The following is a 17,375-nucleotide window of genomic DNA, read 5'->3' on the forward strand; positions in this document are numbered from 1 at the left end:
ATCTCCATCTTTTACTGTTCCTTTTGTTAGTGTTAGTACATATGTGTTATCTGATGGATCTACTGTTTCATCACCTGATGTCATTTTTATTTGTTTATCTGTTGCATCAAAAGTTAATTCACCTACTGCTGCTGCTACATATTTTTTCACTTCAAATGTTGTATTTGCAATTGAATCTGTAGCAGTTGTTTCAGATACTGCTCCTGCCTTAACTAATACACTTACATTATTTAAATCATCTTGCACAACTTGTTCTGCTGTCCCTGATACTGTAATTGTTACTGTATTTTCTGATTTATTTCCTATTGCTGTATAACTTAATCCCGCTGGTAATCCAGTTACTTCAACATTAGCTTTTATATCTCCATCTTTTACTGTTCCATTTGTTAACTTTAATACATATGTATTATCTGATAAATCTACAGTTTTATTATCTGAACCTATTTTTATTTGTTTATCTGTTGCGTTAAATTTTATTTGACCTACTTTTGATGAAGAACTTCCTCCACTACTTCCCCCTGAAGAACCTCCACTTGAAGAACTTCCTCCTGATGAGTTAGAACTTGGATTATTTCCACTTATAGATGGAGAATTGTCTCCCTTAACAGTACTTATTGTACCCTTATTATCTATAGTAGTACCTTTAGAATTATTTGTAACTGTAGTTATCTTACCACCATTAGTTACTTTTATTTGACTTGCTCCAGATGCTACTGTTAAACTACCAATCTCACCTTTTGAATTATTTTCTATCTTAGCTCCATTTTTATCATTAACTTTTAAATTAGTTATTTTTCCATAGTTAACGAAAGTTCCGTCTTTAACATCATCTATAACTACATCATCTACTTTCGCATAGTTGTTTACATCCCCATTAGGCATGTTGATAGTTACAGTCTTTGTATATGTACCATTTAAATTCACTGTTACTGCTTTGTCAGTTTGTATTGTAAATGCTTCTTTAACTTCACTAGTTGGTTTAAAGTTTATAACATCATTAGCAGTTGCTTTATCTACAGCTGACTTTAATTCAGCAATTGTTTTAGCTTCAGATGTACTTACTTCTTGTAATGATTTAATTTCATTAAATGCTGTTTCATTACCATTTCCGCCAACCTTAGTTATTTTATCAAAACTCTTAGAGTTAACTAAAGTTTTTTGTGAAGCTGATAGATTTTTTCCAACTAAAACTACTGGTGATTGATTTTTAGCACCTAATACACCTACTGCTAAAGCATCTATAAGTTGGTCTTGTTTAGCCATCCCGTCTTTAGTTACATATGCATTTTTTAAATCTGTCTTTTTATAGAATTCTTTTACTACTTTTGCATTTGTATCATTTCTATCTGTTCCACCTAATCTTGTACTATTTGGTAGTTTATTTTTTACAGCTTCAGAAACTGAACTTTCTCCACCTATTACATAAGATTGAGTTATTCCTGCATCTTTTATAAATTTATCTGCAACTGCTGTTCCATTTTTAGAGTCAGCAAGTATTACTGGCATATTATTTTGCGCAGCTGGAGCACCCACACTTACTGCATCTGCAAGCCCTTTTTCACCATTAACTACAGCTATTTTTTTAACATCACTTACTGCATCTAATCTCTTTGCTAACTCTAAAGATGTTTGGTATCTCTCTGCACCAGATATTCTTTCAAAAGATATTTTTAAATCTTTTATTTGTTTTTCTATATTTGCACTTAGTACAGAAGTACCACCTATTAGATATACTTTCTTAGCTTTTAGTCTTTGTAACTCTGCTTTTGTCTTATCATTTAATTTATCTTTACCTGTTAAAAGTATAGGAGCATTTTTTGCTTTTGCAAATGGTGTTGCGGATAGAGCATCTGCTATAGATGAATCATTTACTATTACTACCTCATCAGCATTTTTCCATCCATCTTGGCTTATTTTTACAGCAGTTTCATATCTCTCTTGTCCAGTTAAATTTGTTGCTACTGTTTGTGCACTAGCTATACCTGCTGTAGAACTTCCAGCTATCATAGTAACTGTAAGCATAGCAGCAATCTTCTTTGGTATTTTCATTATATTTCCCCCTTGTCCATTAGTAGTACCTAATTGTTTCGTTTTGTTCCCGTTTTAATTCTAAGGGATACTTAAAGACTAATTTTAAAGAGGTTTTCTAACTATAATGATTTTATAATTAATATATAATTTATTTATTATTTTCTTATATTATAGTTATTATAAAGGAATACGTAGATTTTCTAATTGATTGAAAAATTAGTAAATTTTAATTTTAAGGTGAGTTTGATTTTTATGTTAATGAATTGTCGTAAAATAGTAGGTTTTATGTAAAAAAAAGTAGCTCTTAGAATTAAAAGTGCTACTTGTTTTATAAATAAATTTCATTATTTATACTTATGATTATATATTAAATAACCAATTTTATCCATATGAAAAACAAATTAATTTGATATTTTTTAAATTATTTTTTATATTTATATTTTATTTTGTTGTATTTTTACGAGACAATATAAAAATAGTATAAAGCTTATATAAAGATAATATAAAATTCTATCTTTCCATCACAAATTTCAACCTTATATCTAAAATTATTTTCTTCAAGTATAGTCTTAACTATTGTAAGACCAAGACCAGTACCTGAAAGTTCTTTACTTCTTGACTTCTCTAAGACATAAAAAGGCTTCCATATATCATCAATATCATCTTCTCTATCATAATCTATTCCATTTTTTATAGATAAAATAATCTTATCCTTATCTCTAAAAAGATTAATCTCTATATCATTATCACTAGTATACTTTATTGCATTACTAATCAAATTATTAAGTACCATATCTATACTATCTTTATCAGAATTTATTATAAGATTTTTATCTTCTATATCGCATTGAACACTTATATCATCCTTAGATATCAATAATTCATAATTTTTTAAATTCTTAAGCAGTCTTTCCTTTAAATCTACTTCACACAAACTAACTTCTTTTTTCTCATATTTAGCCCAATATAAAAGAGTATTTATTGTATTAGACATATTTTCTGCCTGTTCAATTATTGTATCTGTATAAGTACCATCATCCAAACCATCTTTCATACCTATAGCATATGCTTTTATAAGTGCTATTGGAGTTTTCATTTCATGAGATGCATCAGATATAAAAGATTTTAAATTTTCATTTCTTTTATTTAATTCATTGTGTGCCTTTTCAAGCTTTACACTCATTATATTTATGCTATAAGCTAACTCCTCTATTTCATCATTCGTTTTTATGGCCTCAGTTCTAAAATTTAACTCAGATATATCCTTCGATAAAAGCTTTAACTTTTCCATAGGTCTTATAATTCTGTTTGACAGTATAAATGTAAGTATAGTTATTATAATTACTGAAAATATCCCCATTATTATATTAAATCTATTTACTATACCAATTGTTTCTTCTGAATGTTCTATTGGTATAGATATAGCAAATAAATAATTATCCTTTTTCATAAACTTTACTAGTAGACTATATTTGGTTTTTCCCTGATTATATATTTTATTAATACTTTTATTGTCAATATCTTTTAAAACACTTCCTTCAATCCAAAATTTATTTAAGCTCAAACCTTTATTCCAAAAAGCGTCTAGCAAATCTTGATTTATTTTATCCATACTATTTTTATTTTTGTAATTTTTATCTAATGTTACATATACAATGGCTGTATTACTTTTTTCTTCAATTAATTCAATATTTGACTTTAATTTATTAATATCCTTATGTTTTATTTCATTTTCAATGTTGTTCAATACATTTCTTTTTTCATGTAAATAATACCTATGAATAAACATACTATTTATAGCTATAGATATTATATAAACAACTACAACTACTATTGATATACTTATAGATAACTTCTTATTTAGTTTAGTCATCAAAATCCTCCAGACTATACCCTAATCCTCTGTAAGTTTTTATTATATCTTCTCCTACTTTTGTTCTCAGTCTTCTTATATGAGTATCTACTGTTCTAAAATCTCCATCATAATCCAATCCCCAGACTAAATCTAAAAGTCTTTCCCTAGATAAAACTATTCCTTTATTATTAACTAAGCAATGCATTAATTCCAATTCTTTTTTAGTCAATAGTAGTTCATCATTACCTTTAAAAACTTTATTTGACTCAAAATCTATTTTTAAATCTCTTATATTAATTGTATCTTTATAATTTACCAATTTCTTAGCCCTTATTATTAAGACTCTAGGGTCAAATGGCTTTTTAACATATTCATCTGCACCTATATTGAGTGCCTCGATTTCATCTTCGCTTTGACTTTTAGCTGTCAACATAAGTACCTTTGTGTTACTATTTTCCTTTATCTCTTTACAAACCTCTATTCCATCAATTAATGGCATCATCCAATCCAGTATTGCTAAATCTATTTTATTTTCATAAAAAACATCTAAAGCCTCTTCCCCATTTTTTGCAGTAAATACATTGAAGCCTTCTTTTTTAAAATAAGCACAAAGTATCTTAATCATACTCACTTCATCATCAGCAATTAATACATTCATATATTCACATCCCTAAATTTATTATATTTCATATTATATCCATTGTTTCAATTATATAAAATATATGTTACAAGAAGTTTACAATTATTACTAAATACCAATATAAAATAGAGTACAGATAAGCTTTAATACTAAATCTATAAATTTAAACACATAGTTAACTCTGCAAAATTTTTAAATATAATTGTTACTCTCTAAATATTAATATAAAACAGAAACCTACAAAATAACTCTTCTATATAAAATTAATATTTTTATCCAATCCCATAAGATTTTATACATAAATAAAAAAGTATCTCACCTATGATTTAAAAATCATTTTGAGATACCTTTTACAAAATTATATATTCTACACTACTTATCTAAGCTTAAATCTTAATCTATTAATAATCTAATTTACCCTAATTGCTATTGTATTTTATAGATATAGCCAATTTATCTAAAATCCTCATCAATACATCATATGCATTTATTTAAAATAATCCTAATATACCTGTAATAGCACCTACCACTATCAATATACCCATTATTTTTATTGGAGAAAGACCTTTCTTTAAAGCAAAGAGTACCAATAAAGTAAGTACCAAAGGAATTAATCCTGGAAATATCTTATCAAGTAAATCTGTCTGAAGACTAAATTTAAAATCTCCACTAGTATAACTTATTGGTGTAGATAAATTAATAAATCTACCTACTAGTCCGCCCATAACTAAAGTCCCTAGTATCGAAGCACCTTCTATAACTTTATTTACTATTCCACCCTGAAGTATACTTTCAACAGCTTTTTTACCATACTTGTATCCATTTGTCCACATTCCAAATGAAATTGAGGTCATTATTATATATTGAGCCAATACAAATAATATCGGTCCTGCAATTGATGCTCCTCCCTCAGTTAAACCAATACAAACAGCTAATACTATAGGTGTTATAACTCCTTGAGTTAAAGTATCTCCAATACCTGCCAATGGTCCCATTAAACCTGTCTTTATGGCATTCATACCATCACCACTTATTTCATCTGCACCATTAGCTTTTTCTTCTTCCATAGCTATTGTTATTCCATGTATAACACATCCACATATAGGCTCTGTATTAAAAAATGCCAAGTGAGTTTCTACTTCTTGCTTTAACTCTTCTTTATCTGGATATAACTTCTTAAGTACTGGTAACATTGAATGTGAAAATGCTGTTGATTGTAATCTTTCATAATTGTAGTTAGATTGTGCAAAGAAAAACCATCTTAGCCATGACTTTATCACATCTTTTTTGCTTAACATTTTCTTAGCTACTTCACTTTTTGTATCTGACATAATTTTTTCCCCTTTCTTATATATTTAAGATGTCGCACCATCTTTTCCATATTTAATTGAAGTAATTGTAAGAGCAAGTATTACTCCAATAACAGATATTACTATTATATCTACTTTAAAATAAACAGCCATTAATATACCTAATATGAAAAATGGCATAGTAAACTTATTTCCAATTAATTTTAAGTTCATAGCAATTCCTAACGCTGGTAACATAGCTCCAATTACATTGAATACATGTAACACATTATCATTCATTACTTCTAACATTCCATCTATTGCATTTGGCCCAAAATAAACAACTAATAATGCTGGTATAAAACTCATTACAAACAATAGTATCTGAGGTGGAACTATGTTTATAAATGCTACTTTATCTATATTTCCTTTTTGAACCTCTCTATCTGCCCAGTGTGCAAAAAAAGAATTGACTGTCATTTTACCTATCCAAAGTACAGTTGCAACAGTACCTAATGGAACAGCTATTGCCATTGCAGTACTTACATCCAAATTAGATGCTATAGCTAAAGCAGTCCCCACATATCCTGCAAAAGCTGGGTCTCCCATTTGAGCCCCTCCTGCTGATATGAATCCTAAATATATCATATTTATACCTGCACCTATAATTGCTCCTTGAACTGGGTCTCCTAGTATAATTCCTGTTACAAATCCAGCTAATAAAGGTCTATTCCATGTAAAAAATCCAACATAAGTTAGCCATGGACTCCAAGAAAGATAATAAAAAATTGCTATTAAAACTGCTTGAATTAGTGAAATTTGCATGTTCTTCCTCCTTATTTAATTTTAAATATTTACAAAATAGGTCTTACAACAATGTTCCTACATCAATTTTCTTTGCATCTGGAACTATTTGTATAAAACACTTAACATTCTTTGATATTAATTCCCTAAATATTTCTTTCTCTTCATCTGATACTGATATATTCTTATAAAAACTTTTTCTTCCAAGACCAGCACCCATACCCCCAACATTTAATTCTTTTAAATCTACTCCATTATTTACTAGACCTAAAACAGTTTTAGGATATTTAACTAATACTATTAAATTTTCATCTCCATCATATGATTTTAAAACTTCAGCACCTGATTCTATATCATGCACTTCAACCTTAACAGTTGAAGGTGCTGCCATTTGTAATACTTGAACTATAAAAGGGTCTTTTACAACTAAATCATCTACTATTACTATCCTCTTTGCTGATGTAATCTTACACCAAGCAGTTATAACTTGCCCATGTATTAATCTATCATCAATTCTTGTTAATGCTATATTGCTCATAATAATTCCTCCAAAATTTTAATTTATTTTATATATTTAAAGCTGCTTTTACATCTTTAATTCCTGAAACTCCAACTTCTTCACATAAATTTTTTAAATCTTTTAACTTCATAGTATCTCTGTTTAAAAACAGCTCTAAAAGCATAGGCAAATTTACACCTGTTAAACATTCTAATTCACATTCCTTAGCAAATTTATTTATTATAACAGCAGATGTATTGAAAGGAGTTCCTCCATAAAAATCAAGTAATACTAAAATACCTTCATCTTTATATTTTTCAATTCCATTTTCTAATTTTCTACTAAACTCATCTATACTGTCACCATGGTTTAATCCTAAAGTTTCTACTTTTTCTTGTTTCCCTACTATTAATTCAGCACTTTCTAACATTGCTTTAGCCATATTCCCATGTGCAGCTATAATTATTCCTGCCATATGAATCATACCTCTCTTAACTTTTTTATATACATTATAAATTACTATCTTTATTGCTCTACCTTAATTAGCCACATTAATCATTATCTTACCAAAGAAAATGTCTCTTTTGTATATTTTTTCAAAATAATCTGGCACTTCATCTAAGTTTATTCTGTGTGTCACCAATTTCTCAACATTCATGTCACCTTTTTGCATATGATACAAGCCAGCACTCCATTCTTTTCCTGGAAATGGAAATGAATTTCCAAACCAAGTTCCTTTCACAGTTAGCTCACTTCTCACTATCTTCTCAAATTGTTCTCTGCTTAAAGCTACATCTCCATATGGTACTCCTGCATACAGTACTGTCCCACCTTTTTTGGCTAATAATAATACCTGACCACATGTCATTGGAGTTCCTGCTGATTCAATAACAATGTCTGCTCCAGCTCCATTAGTTAATTTTTTTATCTCTTCTACAATATTTTTTTCTTTTGCATTTATACAAATATCTGCTCCTAATTCCTTCGCTAATTCTAATTTCTCATAAAATACATCTATAGCCACTATTTTTGTAGAACCAAATATTTTTGCCCATTGTATCGAAAATAAGCCTATTGGTCCTGTTCCAAGTACTACAACAGTATCTCCTACCTTAGTTTCTGACCTAAAAAGTCCATGCCCTGCTATACACACTGGTTCTAAAGCAGCAGCCGTTTCATAACTTATTTCTTCTGGTATTTTTATCAAATTTCTTTCCTTTACCTTTGTATATTCAGCAAAACATCCTCCAAGCTCTTTATTGCCTATTATTGCTACATTATTACATCTTGAATACAACCCTTTTTTACATTCATCACATTCAAAACATGGCATAGCTGGACAAACAGCAACTCTATCTCCTATTTTAAAATCTTTTACTTCTGTACCAACTTCTGCTACTTCTCCTGAAAATTCATGTCCTAAGATTTCTCCAACCATATGAGGGCCTGTCTTTGAGTATTTTGATATATCAGAGCCACATATACCAGCAACTTTTACTTTAACTATTACATCATCTTTTTCTAATATTTTAGGTATATCTGCATTCTCTACTCTTGTATCTCTTACACCATAGAACTTAACTGACTTCACATTAACCACCTCTATTGTTTATTTTATTTAGATATATACTCATCTTTTTTATGTAAAATATATAGAGCAATTTTTATGCCAACATTTGTAAATATAGTTTTCATGCCATTTATCACACTGTTATTATATGTGTGTCAAAGTGTGTCAAAAAATTTTCCTACAAAAACTTATGTGTGTTAATACAAATGACACTCACTTTCTTTCTGAGTACTTTTCTAAAATTTTTCATAAAATGTACTTTTTTTATTATTTTTATAAAAATGTTCGGAAAAATTCTCTATTTTTGTGATATAATATTAAATATAAGGCATCAATATAGATTTTTATACGAATACCAGAACTTTTTTGACACTAATGCCTTATTCAATATAATAATTTAATATTTTGGAGGTTGTTTATGAAAAAAGTGTATCAAGGAAAGACTAAAGATGTTTTTGAATTAGATAATGGAAATTTCTTACTTAAATTTAAGGATGATGTAACTGGCAAAGATGGTGTATTCGATCCAGGTGAAAATACTGTAGGGCTAAGCATAGATGGAATTGGTAAGGCTAATTTAGAAACATCTGTTAAGTTCTTTGAAATTCTAAACAATGCTGGAATTAAAACTCATTATGTAAGTGCTAATTTAGAAGATGCAACTATGGAAGTGTTACCAGCAAAAGTTTTTGGTAATGGATTAGAAGTTATTTGTCGTTATAGAGCTGTTGGTAGTTTCTTACGTCGTTATGGTTCATGTGTTGAAGAAGGAGCTAAGTTAGACTGTTATGTAGAAGCAACTTTAAAAGATGATGACCGTTGTGACCCACTTATAACATCTGAAGGTTTAGAAGCTTTAAATATTATGACTCAAGCTCAATTTGATTCAATGAAGAGTATGACCCAAAAAATTTCTAACATAGTTCGTGATACTATAGCTGAAAAAGGACTTGAACTTTATGATATTAAGTTTGAATTTGGATTCTACAATAATGAAGTAATATTAATAGATGAGATAGCATCTGGAAATATGCGTGTTTATAAAGATGGTGTAATAGTTGACCCTATGGATTTAACTGCTTTATTATTAGCAAAATAATTATACAGAATATATACATATAATTTTCAAATACAAATCTAATAAACTTATAAATAAAAACAAGCTATGAATCAGAAATTCTATAAAATATCAATTACTTTAAAACATTTTATAATTTCTAATTTCATAGCTTTTTTATTGTATTATTACAACATTTTATAATTTCTAACTTTATAGCATCTTTTATTCTGCTGATGCACTTAATTCCTATAAATTAGCTTCTATATTCTATAACTATCACCTCCTACTATTTATCCTAATTCATACTTATTAGTTACTCGATAATAATTTCAATCCTACAATCCCCACTACAATAAGACCTATACATAAAATTCTAGCCATATTAACTGGTTCATTTAAAAGAGCAATTCCTACAATAGCAGTTCCAACTGTACCAATTCCAGTCCATATGGCATATGACGTTCCAAGCGGAAGATGTTTAAGCGCCAATGATAAAAAATAAAAACTAACAATCATCCCAACAACAGTAAGTATACTTGGAGTCAACTTAGAAAATCCATGTGAATTTTTTAATTGAAATGCCCAAAAAACTTCAAATAGTCCTGCAATAAATAAAAATAACCATTTCATATAAATCATCCCTCTTTTCAAATAATATATCTCTTTTTTAGCAATAAAATAACCTGAGAAATATTATAAAATATCTCCCAGGTTTTTATCCTTCCGTGTTCACAACAAAATTATGTTGTGGGTTTTATCTTGGACCAGACCAATCATTAATAATTGCGGAACCCTATAAAACTCTAGTATTATTTTATTGTCTTTAAAATAATACTATCAACATAGGTAAAAAAAGTCAATATATTGATATGATATAAATTATAAGAGTATAAATTAAAATATATATCTATAGTAATTTGTACTCTTTGGTTATATAACATATTCAACTTACATATTTTGTATTTATATCTAATTTTTATTTAATATGTTATAATAACATAAAAATATCGAAAGGAGTAATTTTTATGAATTCCTACAAAATTGCAGTGTGTCAGATGATTACTACAGAAAACAAGATTGAAAATATTAATCATGCTGTAGAAATGGTAACAGAAGCTGCCAATAATGGGGCTAAAATTGTGGTTTTACCGGAAATGTTTAATTGTCCATATGAAAATAAATACTTTCCTAAATTTGCAGAAGAATATCCAGGTGAAACAACAAATACATTGAGTAAACTAGCCGAAAAACATGGTATTTATCTAATTTCTGGTAGTATTCCAGAGTTAGAAGATAGCAAAATCTATAATACTTGTTATGTATTTGATAAAAATGGAACTTTAATTGGAAAACATCGCAAAATGCACTTATTTGACATTGAAGTTACAGGAAAAGTTAGCTTTAAAGAATCTGATACTCTTACTGCTGGAAATGATGTTACTATAATAGATACTGAATATGGAAAGATGGGTATTGCTATTTGCTATGATATTCGTTTCCCTGAATTATCACGTTTAATGGCTCTTGAAGGTGCAGAAATCGTTATCTTGCCAGCAGCATTCAATATGACAACTGGACCTGCACATTGGGAATTATCTATCAGAATGCGTGCTTTAGATAATCAGATATTTTATGTTGGTGCTGCACCTGCTCGAAATAAAGATGCTTCTTACATAGCTTTTGGTAATTCAAGAATTTCAGACCCTTGGGGAAAAATTATAGCTCAGGCTGATGAAAAGGAATGCATTATCTATGCTGATATTGATAGAGATTTAATTCCTGACATAAGACAACAATTACCATTACTTAAACATAGAAGAACAGACTTATATGAACTTAATATTTTAAAATAAAAAATTATAAAACCCCCTAAATTAATTATTTAAAATATTTATGGGGTTTTTATTATGGTAATTATCCCAACTACTCTTAGTTACTAATTGATTAATAGTAGTCATTTTTTATTAAATATCTTTACTTTTCTCACTTATCATATCTTCCAACTTTATATTTGGATTATGGTATCTCTTTTTATTTTTAGTTACATCTTTCCATTGAATCGCTTGCTTAGGACACCAATGTACACATGCTAAACAATGTTCACAATTGTGTAAAAACTTCGGTCTCCCCTTTTCAACGTCTATATTATTTACAGGACATACTTTTGAACAAATACCACATTCTATACAGGTATTTTCAACTGAAAAATGGCTATCTTGACTTGCACAAGATGAAATATATTTTTTATAAAACTTCTTGTATATAAAATTTGTTTTGCCAATTTTATTACTTTTCTTATTTACAATATCTTCTGACACTTCATTAACCTTGATTTCTGCTTTTCTAAGTAAATTATCAATTTTTTTATCATCTTTTATTTTAAACTCACAAATGTAATTAGAAACCATCTGTATCCTTGAACCTAGATTTAGTCCATGACCCTTCTCTTTCAATAAAGCATCCACATCATGAAGCGCACTTCCACCTATCATGCCTCCACAAGTTACTACAGCAAAAATATATGGTTTATCACTTTTAATATTTAGATTTGATATAAATTTAGAAACAAGATTAGGTAACCCCCAAAAATATAGTGGAAATACAAATCCTATCATATCACTATTACAATCTACATCAGTTGTTTCACATATTCTAATTATATTTGCATTTATTTTATTCGATATACTCTCTGCTACACTTAGGCTATTTCCAGTTGATGTAAAATAATAAATAACTTTATCTTTCATAAAATACTCCTCCCAAGATGCCCTTTTGGAAAATTATTCATCTTTATATATTAAAATTAGAATACTCAAATAAAGACTATTAACTACATGCTTAAATTTTCCAATAATTAGACACTTGATTTATTTAGTATATAAAAATATACTAATTTTAATCATTAAAACTATTATATTTTTATGTAAATTTAATAATTTGAGAAATTCTTGAGATTTTTATACTAAAATAGAAGTTGTTTAAAAAGTTTTATTTAGAAAGGAGAATTTTTATGAACAGTAAAATACTTGTTGTAGATGACGAGGAAGGAATCACCACTTTATTAAAGGATTATTTTGAAATAAATGATTATGAAGTTTATACTGCTCAAAATGGAAAAGAAGCACTAGAAAAAATATCTAAAAATCCAGACATTATTCTACTTGATATAAACATGCCTGAAATAGATGGAATTGAAGTTTGCAGTAGAATTAGAAACTATATATCATGTCCTATCTTATTTTTAACAGCCAAAATTGAAAACAATGATAAAATTAATGGTTTTCGTGTTGGTGCTGATGATTATATTGTAAAACCTTTTGATTTAGAGGAACTTGGGGCAAGAGTCTCTGCTCACTTAAGACGCGAACAAAGAAAATCAAATCATACTAAAGTCAATTTTTATAAAGATTTAGTAATAGACTATGAAAAAAGGTCAATTTCCATTGATAATAACCAAGTTTCACTTTCAAAAAAAGAATTTGATATCGTAGAACTTCTCTCTACGAACCCTGGTCAAGTATTTGATAGAGAGAGAATTTATGATAGAATATGGGGCTATGATAAAAATGGAAATAGTGATGTTATAATGGAACATATCAGAAAAATACGAATTAAATTATCAAGATATACTCTTGATAATTACATAGAAACAGTATGGGGAGCTGGTTACAAATGGATAAAATAAAGAATATGTCATTAAAAAAATCTTTTTTCTTTCTCACTCTATCTTCATTAATTATAGCATCAGTACTTACAACGGTCTCATACATTTTACTTAATTACATATATCACTCTATACAAGACAAATATTTACAAACTCCTTTATACACAGAAACTATAACCATAGTGCAAAATAATTTAAATCAATATAGTGATTTTGATAAAGTATTGATTAATATAATTAGTACACTTCAGCTTATACTCCCACTCGTATTTTTTATAGGACTTCTATTATTGGCTGATATAATTTTTTATAAGGTAAAATTAAAGATACCTATTGAAATACTTAATAAAGGAGCAAACGAAATATCCAATAATAACTTAGATTTTTACTTAGAATATAAGAGTAATGACGAATTAGGTAATCTGTGTAGTGCCTTTGAGAAAATGAGGTTGCAACTAAATAAAAATAATATAAAAATGTGGACTATGATAGACGATAGAAAACAGCTTAATGCTGCTTTTTCTCATGATTTAAGAAATCCTCTGACTGTTCTAAAGGGATACTCAGATTATTTAATAAAATACATGCCAACAGGAAAACTTAGTGATAAAAAAATTTTATCAACTGCACAACTTATGTCTGAACATATCAACAGAATTGAATACTATGTAAATAGTATGAGTAATGCTCAACGATTAGAAGAGCTAGTTATTACAAAATCTACATCAAGTATAAATGCTTTTGTAGAAAACTTAGATAGCAATATCTCTATTCTATCAAAACAAGCTGGAAAATCTTTTAAAATTACAAATAAAGTGGATAATATAAACGTATTATTTGATGAAAATATTATTCATAGAGTTATTGAAAATATAATATCAAATGCATTTAGATATGCAAAAAATAAAATATCTATACTTATATACCTTGAGCAAGAATTCCTTACTTTCGTAATTGAAGATGATGGTGTGGGATTTAGTGAAGAATCTATAAAATCAGCATTAAAACCTTTTTATAAAGATAAGACTTTAAATAATAACAACTTAAATTTTGGTATGGGTCTTTATATATCTAAAGTATTATGTGAGAAACATGGTGGTTCTATTTTTATTGAAAACAATCCAATTGGTGGTGCCAAAATTACAACAAAGTTCTCAACAAAAGACTAGAGGTACTTTAATTTTTAATCTAGATTTTCTTGTATAAAACATAATAAACTTTGTATAAAGTATAATAAACTTTTAAGTTTTATTAAAATATACCCTATAGCCTACATTCTAATAAAAAGACGCAACCTTAAACATAAATATAATCTATCTGATTTTTTTAAATCAGATAGATTTACACAACACATTTCAAATACATAAAAATCTATTTCGCTAATTAAATTTAATTTTTATAATACAATAATAAATTTATCTGTCAATTAACTCAGTCCATTATCATTCAAATAACATACTAATGCTTCTGCTTAAATAACTTCTTTACTCTTTATGTATAAATTTATGTACAGATAAACTTGAAACTGTTTATTAAATATTTTTTTCTTTCAATCTATCTGAATCTTCTAATACATCAGTATTATGTCGATAGCGTCCTGTTGCACGATGGTTATGATAAAATTCTTTTTTATCAGCATACATGAGTTCGTCTGCAGTTTTTATAATGAATTGAATATTTTCACAATTTTCTTCCCATTTTGAACCAATGGCAGCTTTACATTCATCATTCATAAAATTATTCCTTAATTTTTGAACTTTTTCATTGAATTCATTCTCACTTATATCTATGCAAATAATTACAAATTCATCACCACCAATTCGATAGTAGGAACCTATTTCAAAGCTATTTTGAATGATTTTTGCACATGCTTTAAGCAACTCATCACCAGAATCATGTCCCAAATTATCATTGATTTCCTTGAGTCCGTTTACATCTAAATATACTACGCCAATAGAATTTTTTTCGCCCACAAGGTTATCAATATCGTGAATATAACGGTTTCTATTATAAAAAGAAGTAAGAGTGTCTAAGTAACTTAAACGATAAAGAACTTCCTCATTTTCATTTCTATGCATTGCAATCATAATAAAATAACTAAGAGTTTCAAGAAATGTAGCTGCATTTTCCGTTAAGTTTATAGAGGGGTTATCCAGTCCAATACATCCATCTAATTTTCCATTACGCTCTAATGGAACCATGACCAGACGCTTAATTTTCTGTTGTAAAAGAATCTCATATTCAAACTCCATAGTCAATTTTAAGTCTTCTATATCATGAATAACTACATTGCCTCGCTTTTGAAACACATTGAGCCACATTGCAAAATCTGACTGTGGTAAATCCTGTAGGTTATCAATTTGTGGAATTATACCTTCTTTACACCATTCTGCAATATTAGATAGATTATCACCATGAAATAAGAAAATGTAGGCACGTTCAGCTAAAAACAAATTTCCTACCTGTTCCAATACATAATTAGTAGCATCTAACGTTTCATGATTGCGATAAAGTTCTCGAATACATTCAACAAGAACATTATCTCTCTTCAAACGGCTCTCTAGTTCAATTTTTTCATTAGTTGCTTCAGTAATATCAAATGCAATTTCCATTCTTGCTGTGCGGCCTTCCCACTCCATTAATCTATCTTTTAATAAGTAGTGGCGTTTAGTGATTGGGTTTGTATGTTCCCAAGTATAATTTTCATCCTTTTTTAGAATAGAATTCTGACAGAATGAACATGGAGAATCAAATCCCTGCAATACTTTATAACACTTCAAATGCTCTTCGTCATTGATATTGAAAGTTTTCTTTCCAGCTTCATTGACAAATAGCAAATCATAGGTATCAATGTCTGATATATACATTAGTTCTGTTATTTCATTTATAGGAACAAGCAATTCTTGCAACCTTTTTGATAACTGTTCGTTTTTTAGTTTATTCTCATTTTCAACTTCAATCAATCTTCTGCGACGTTTATCTTGGCAGAAAGCAAAAACAGTACATAGCCCTGCCATCAATATAAACACTATATTAATATAAAACAATAAATTTCGAGCATCTTGAACGATTTTATCAGTATATACCTCTGCAGCCATTACCAACTGGTCCGCTAAGTTAAAGTAATCTTCACTCATCTCAAACAGTTTGTCCCCAGAACCGCCATCTCTATAACTCATGATTTCTACCTTAATATCTGACCAATCCTTTTTCATTTCTACTAATAATGATTGATACTCTTCACTTTCAAGTCTTATTAAATTAAGTTCAGCACTTCCATTAGAAAGCCCTGTTAGTATATCATCTAGATGTGCAATCAAACTATCATCCTGTACATGAGCAAGTTCTTTTTTTATCAGTCTCTGTGTAGCACCACGGATAATACCTGTATAATTGATAACACGTGCATCTCCCTCAAGGTTGTTGATAGAACGAACTGACAATATACCTGTCAAAATTAGGGCAATGCTCAAGATAAGTGGAACTGCACCTATTCGCAGTTTTGCGAATACTATCTTCATATTGTATAGTCTTCCCAATATTCTATAGTCCTCCCAATATCTGGTTTAATTTTATGTTTACAATTATTATATCACAATAATAATCCATAACAGCTTTATATTTCAAAGCTACAGTTAATTTTATTAGTAGTTATCCTCCTCCTATATCAACCACTATGAACAAATAAAAATATTAAGTAAAAATGTTCATAGCAACTCCTACTTTATTTTGGAATCTTTTTCTTTAATAGTAAATTACATCCATTTAACCCTTATACCCCTACGAATTGAATTGTACTCAACAAATACCCTTAAATCTGCCTAGTTTTAATAAATTTTCTTTAAATATTTTCTTTAAACTAATTAAACTTCTCTAAGGAAATTTCATTTTAATTTTTTATTCTTATTTCTTTATTAAATTATAATTTCTATTGAGATTCAAAATAATAGATATAGATAAGTC

15 protein-coding genes and 1 riboswitch are annotated in these 17,375 nt (G+C 28.4%); of the genes, 4 read left to right on the plus strand and 11 right to left on the minus strand.

Annotated elements, in window-relative coordinates:
• The 8 genes from IC214_RS06175 to IC214_RS21100 form a co-directional block, all read right to left on the minus strand.
• A partial coding sequence (locus IC214_RS06175; RefSeq protein WP_227866391.1) for a cell wall-binding repeat-containing protein occupies nt 1-2,049 on the minus strand: 2,049 nt, incomplete at its 3' end.
• Between the two features lie 469 nt (nt 2,050-2,518).
• Complete coding sequence (locus IC214_RS06180; RefSeq protein ID WP_227866392.1) at nt 2,519-3,904, minus strand: sensor histidine kinase; 1,386 nt, start codon at nt 3,902-3,904, stop codon at nt 2,519-2,521.
• Complete coding sequence (locus IC214_RS06185) at nt 3,897-4,544, minus strand: response regulator transcription factor (RefSeq protein ID WP_227866393.1); 648 nt, start codon at nt 4,542-4,544, stop codon at nt 3,897-3,899. The genes IC214_RS06180 and IC214_RS06185 overlap by 8 nt, the downstream gene beginning before the upstream one ends.
• Nucleotides 4,545-5,017: 473 nt before the next feature.
• On the minus strand, nt 5,018-5,857 hold the full coding sequence (locus IC214_RS06190; RefSeq protein WP_227866394.1) for a PTS system mannose/fructose/sorbose family transporter subunit IID: 840 nt from the start codon (nt 5,855-5,857) through the stop codon (nt 5,018-5,020).
• A 24-nt stretch (nt 5,858-5,881) separates the two neighbouring features.
• Nucleotides 5,882-6,640 (minus strand): PTS mannose/fructose/sorbose/N-acetylgalactosamine transporter subunit IIC, encoded by a 759-nt coding sequence (locus IC214_RS06195; RefSeq protein WP_227435258.1) that lies wholly within the window; start codon nt 6,638-6,640, stop codon nt 5,882-5,884.
• A gap of 43 nt (nt 6,641-6,683) precedes the next feature.
• Nucleotides 6,684-7,157, minus strand: coding sequence for a PTS sugar transporter subunit IIB (locus IC214_RS06200; RefSeq protein ID WP_227483340.1), 474 nt, complete (start codon nt 7,155-7,157; stop codon nt 6,684-6,686).
• Nucleotides 7,158-7,185: 28 nt separating this feature from the next.
• Nucleotides 7,186-7,602, minus strand: coding sequence for a PTS sugar transporter subunit IIA (locus tag IC214_RS06205; RefSeq protein WP_413926642.1), 417 nt, complete (start codon nt 7,600-7,602; stop codon nt 7,186-7,188).
• 54 nt (nt 7,603-7,656) lie between these two features.
• Nucleotides 7,657-8,709 (minus strand): galactitol-1-phosphate 5-dehydrogenase, encoded by a 1,053-nt coding sequence (locus IC214_RS21100; protein WP_227866395.1) that lies wholly within the window; start codon nt 8,707-8,709, stop codon nt 7,657-7,659.
• Between the two features lie 397 nt (nt 8,710-9,106).
• Between IC214_RS21100 and IC214_RS06215 the strand changes: the two genes are divergently transcribed.
• On the plus strand, nt 9,107-9,787 hold the full coding sequence (locus tag IC214_RS06215; protein ID WP_227435267.1) for a phosphoribosylaminoimidazolesuccinocarboxamide synthase: 681 nt from the start codon (nt 9,107-9,109) through the stop codon (nt 9,785-9,787).
• 270 nt (nt 9,788-10,057) lie between these two features.
• Here the strand turns inward: IC214_RS06215 and sugE are convergent, their stop codons facing one another.
• A complete protein-coding gene (gene sugE / locus IC214_RS06220) occupies nt 10,058-10,378 on the minus strand; it encodes a quaternary ammonium compound efflux SMR transporter SugE (RefSeq protein ID WP_227435269.1) in 321 nt (106 codons plus the stop codon).
• Nucleotides 10,379-10,450: 72 nt separating this feature from the next.
• Nucleotides 10,451-10,556, minus strand: a riboswitch (guanidine-I (ykkC/yxkD leader).
• A gap of 217 nt (nt 10,557-10,773) precedes the next feature.
• On the opposite strand from sugE, the gene IC214_RS06225 reads away from it, so the two are divergent.
• On the plus strand, nt 10,774-11,601 hold the full coding sequence (locus IC214_RS06225; protein WP_227435271.1) for a carbon-nitrogen hydrolase family protein: 828 nt from the start codon (nt 10,774-10,776) through the stop codon (nt 11,599-11,601).
• 111 nt (nt 11,602-11,712) lie between these two features.
• On the opposite strand, the gene IC214_RS06230 is transcribed toward IC214_RS06225, so the two are convergent.
• Entirely contained in the window at nt 11,713-12,495 is a 783-nt protein-coding gene (locus IC214_RS06230) for an EFR1 family ferrodoxin (RefSeq protein WP_227483343.1), read from the minus strand.
• A 263-nt stretch (nt 12,496-12,758) separates the two neighbouring features.
• Here IC214_RS06230 and IC214_RS06235 point away from each other — a divergent pair, with 263 nt between their 5' ends.
• Nucleotides 12,759-13,433 (plus strand): response regulator transcription factor, encoded by a 675-nt coding sequence (locus tag IC214_RS06235; protein ID WP_227863253.1) that lies wholly within the window; start codon nt 12,759-12,761, stop codon nt 13,431-13,433.
• Nucleotides 13,421-14,581 (plus strand): sensor histidine kinase, encoded by a 1,161-nt coding sequence (locus IC214_RS06240; protein ID WP_227483345.1) that lies wholly within the window; start codon nt 13,421-13,423, stop codon nt 14,579-14,581. Before IC214_RS06235 ends, IC214_RS06240 begins: the two co-directional genes overlap by 13 nt.
• Nucleotides 14,582-14,944: 363 nt before the next feature.
• Here IC214_RS06240 and IC214_RS06245 read toward each other — a convergent pair whose 3' ends face one another.
• Entirely contained in the window at nt 14,945-16,933 is a 1,989-nt protein-coding gene (locus tag IC214_RS06245) for a sensor domain-containing diguanylate cyclase (protein WP_227846190.1), read from the minus strand.
• Nucleotides 16,934-17,375 lie beyond the last annotated feature (442 nt).

Source organism: Clostridioides sp. ES-S-0190-01 (assembly GCF_020658275.1).
GTDB lineage: Bacteria > Bacillota > Clostridia > Peptostreptococcales > Peptostreptococcaceae > Clostridioides.

Excerpts from the sequence above, each read along its gene's own strand:
- IC214_RS06205 (WP_413926642.1), bottom strand. The coding sequence starts at position 7,602 with ATGATTCATATGGCAGGAATAATTATAGCTGCACATGGGAATATGGCT.
- IC214_RS06235 (WP_227863253.1), top strand. The coding sequence starts at position 12,759 with ATGAACAGTAAAATACTTGTTGTAGATGACGAGGAAGGAATCACCACT.
- IC214_RS06225 (WP_227435271.1), top strand. The coding sequence starts at position 10,774 with ATGAATTCCTACAAAATTGCAGTGTGTCAGATGATTACTACAGAAAAC.
- IC214_RS06200 (WP_227483340.1), bottom strand. The coding sequence starts at position 7,157 with ATGAGCAATATAGCATTAACAAGAATTGATGATAGATTAATACATGGG.
- IC214_RS06190 (WP_227866394.1), bottom strand. The coding sequence starts at position 5,857 with ATGTCAGATACAAAAAGTGAAGTAGCTAAGAAAATGTTAAGCAAAAAA.
- IC214_RS06195 (WP_227435258.1), bottom strand. The coding sequence starts at position 6,640 with ATGCAAATTTCACTAATTCAAGCAGTTTTAATAGCAATTTTTTATTAT.
- IC214_RS06245 (WP_227846190.1), bottom strand. The coding sequence starts at position 16,933 with ATGAAGATAGTATTCGCAAAACTGCGAATAGGTGCAGTTCCACTTATC.
- IC214_RS06240 (WP_227483345.1), top strand. The coding sequence starts at position 13,421 with ATGGATAAAATAAAGAATATGTCATTAAAAAAATCTTTTTTCTTTCTC.
- IC214_RS06185 (WP_227866393.1), bottom strand. The coding sequence starts at position 4,544 with ATGAATGTATTAATTGCTGATGATGAAGTGAGTATGATTAAGATACTT.
- sugE (WP_227435269.1), bottom strand. The coding sequence starts at position 10,378 with ATGAAATGGTTATTTTTATTTATTGCAGGACTATTTGAAGTTTTTTGG.
- IC214_RS06230 (WP_227483343.1), bottom strand. The coding sequence starts at position 12,495 with ATGAAAGATAAAGTTATTTATTATTTTACATCAACTGGAAATAGCCTA.
- IC214_RS06215 (WP_227435267.1), top strand. The coding sequence starts at position 9,107 with ATGAAAAAAGTGTATCAAGGAAAGACTAAAGATGTTTTTGAATTAGAT.
- IC214_RS06180 (WP_227866392.1), bottom strand. The coding sequence starts at position 3,904 with ATGACTAAACTAAATAAGAAGTTATCTATAAGTATATCAATAGTAGTT.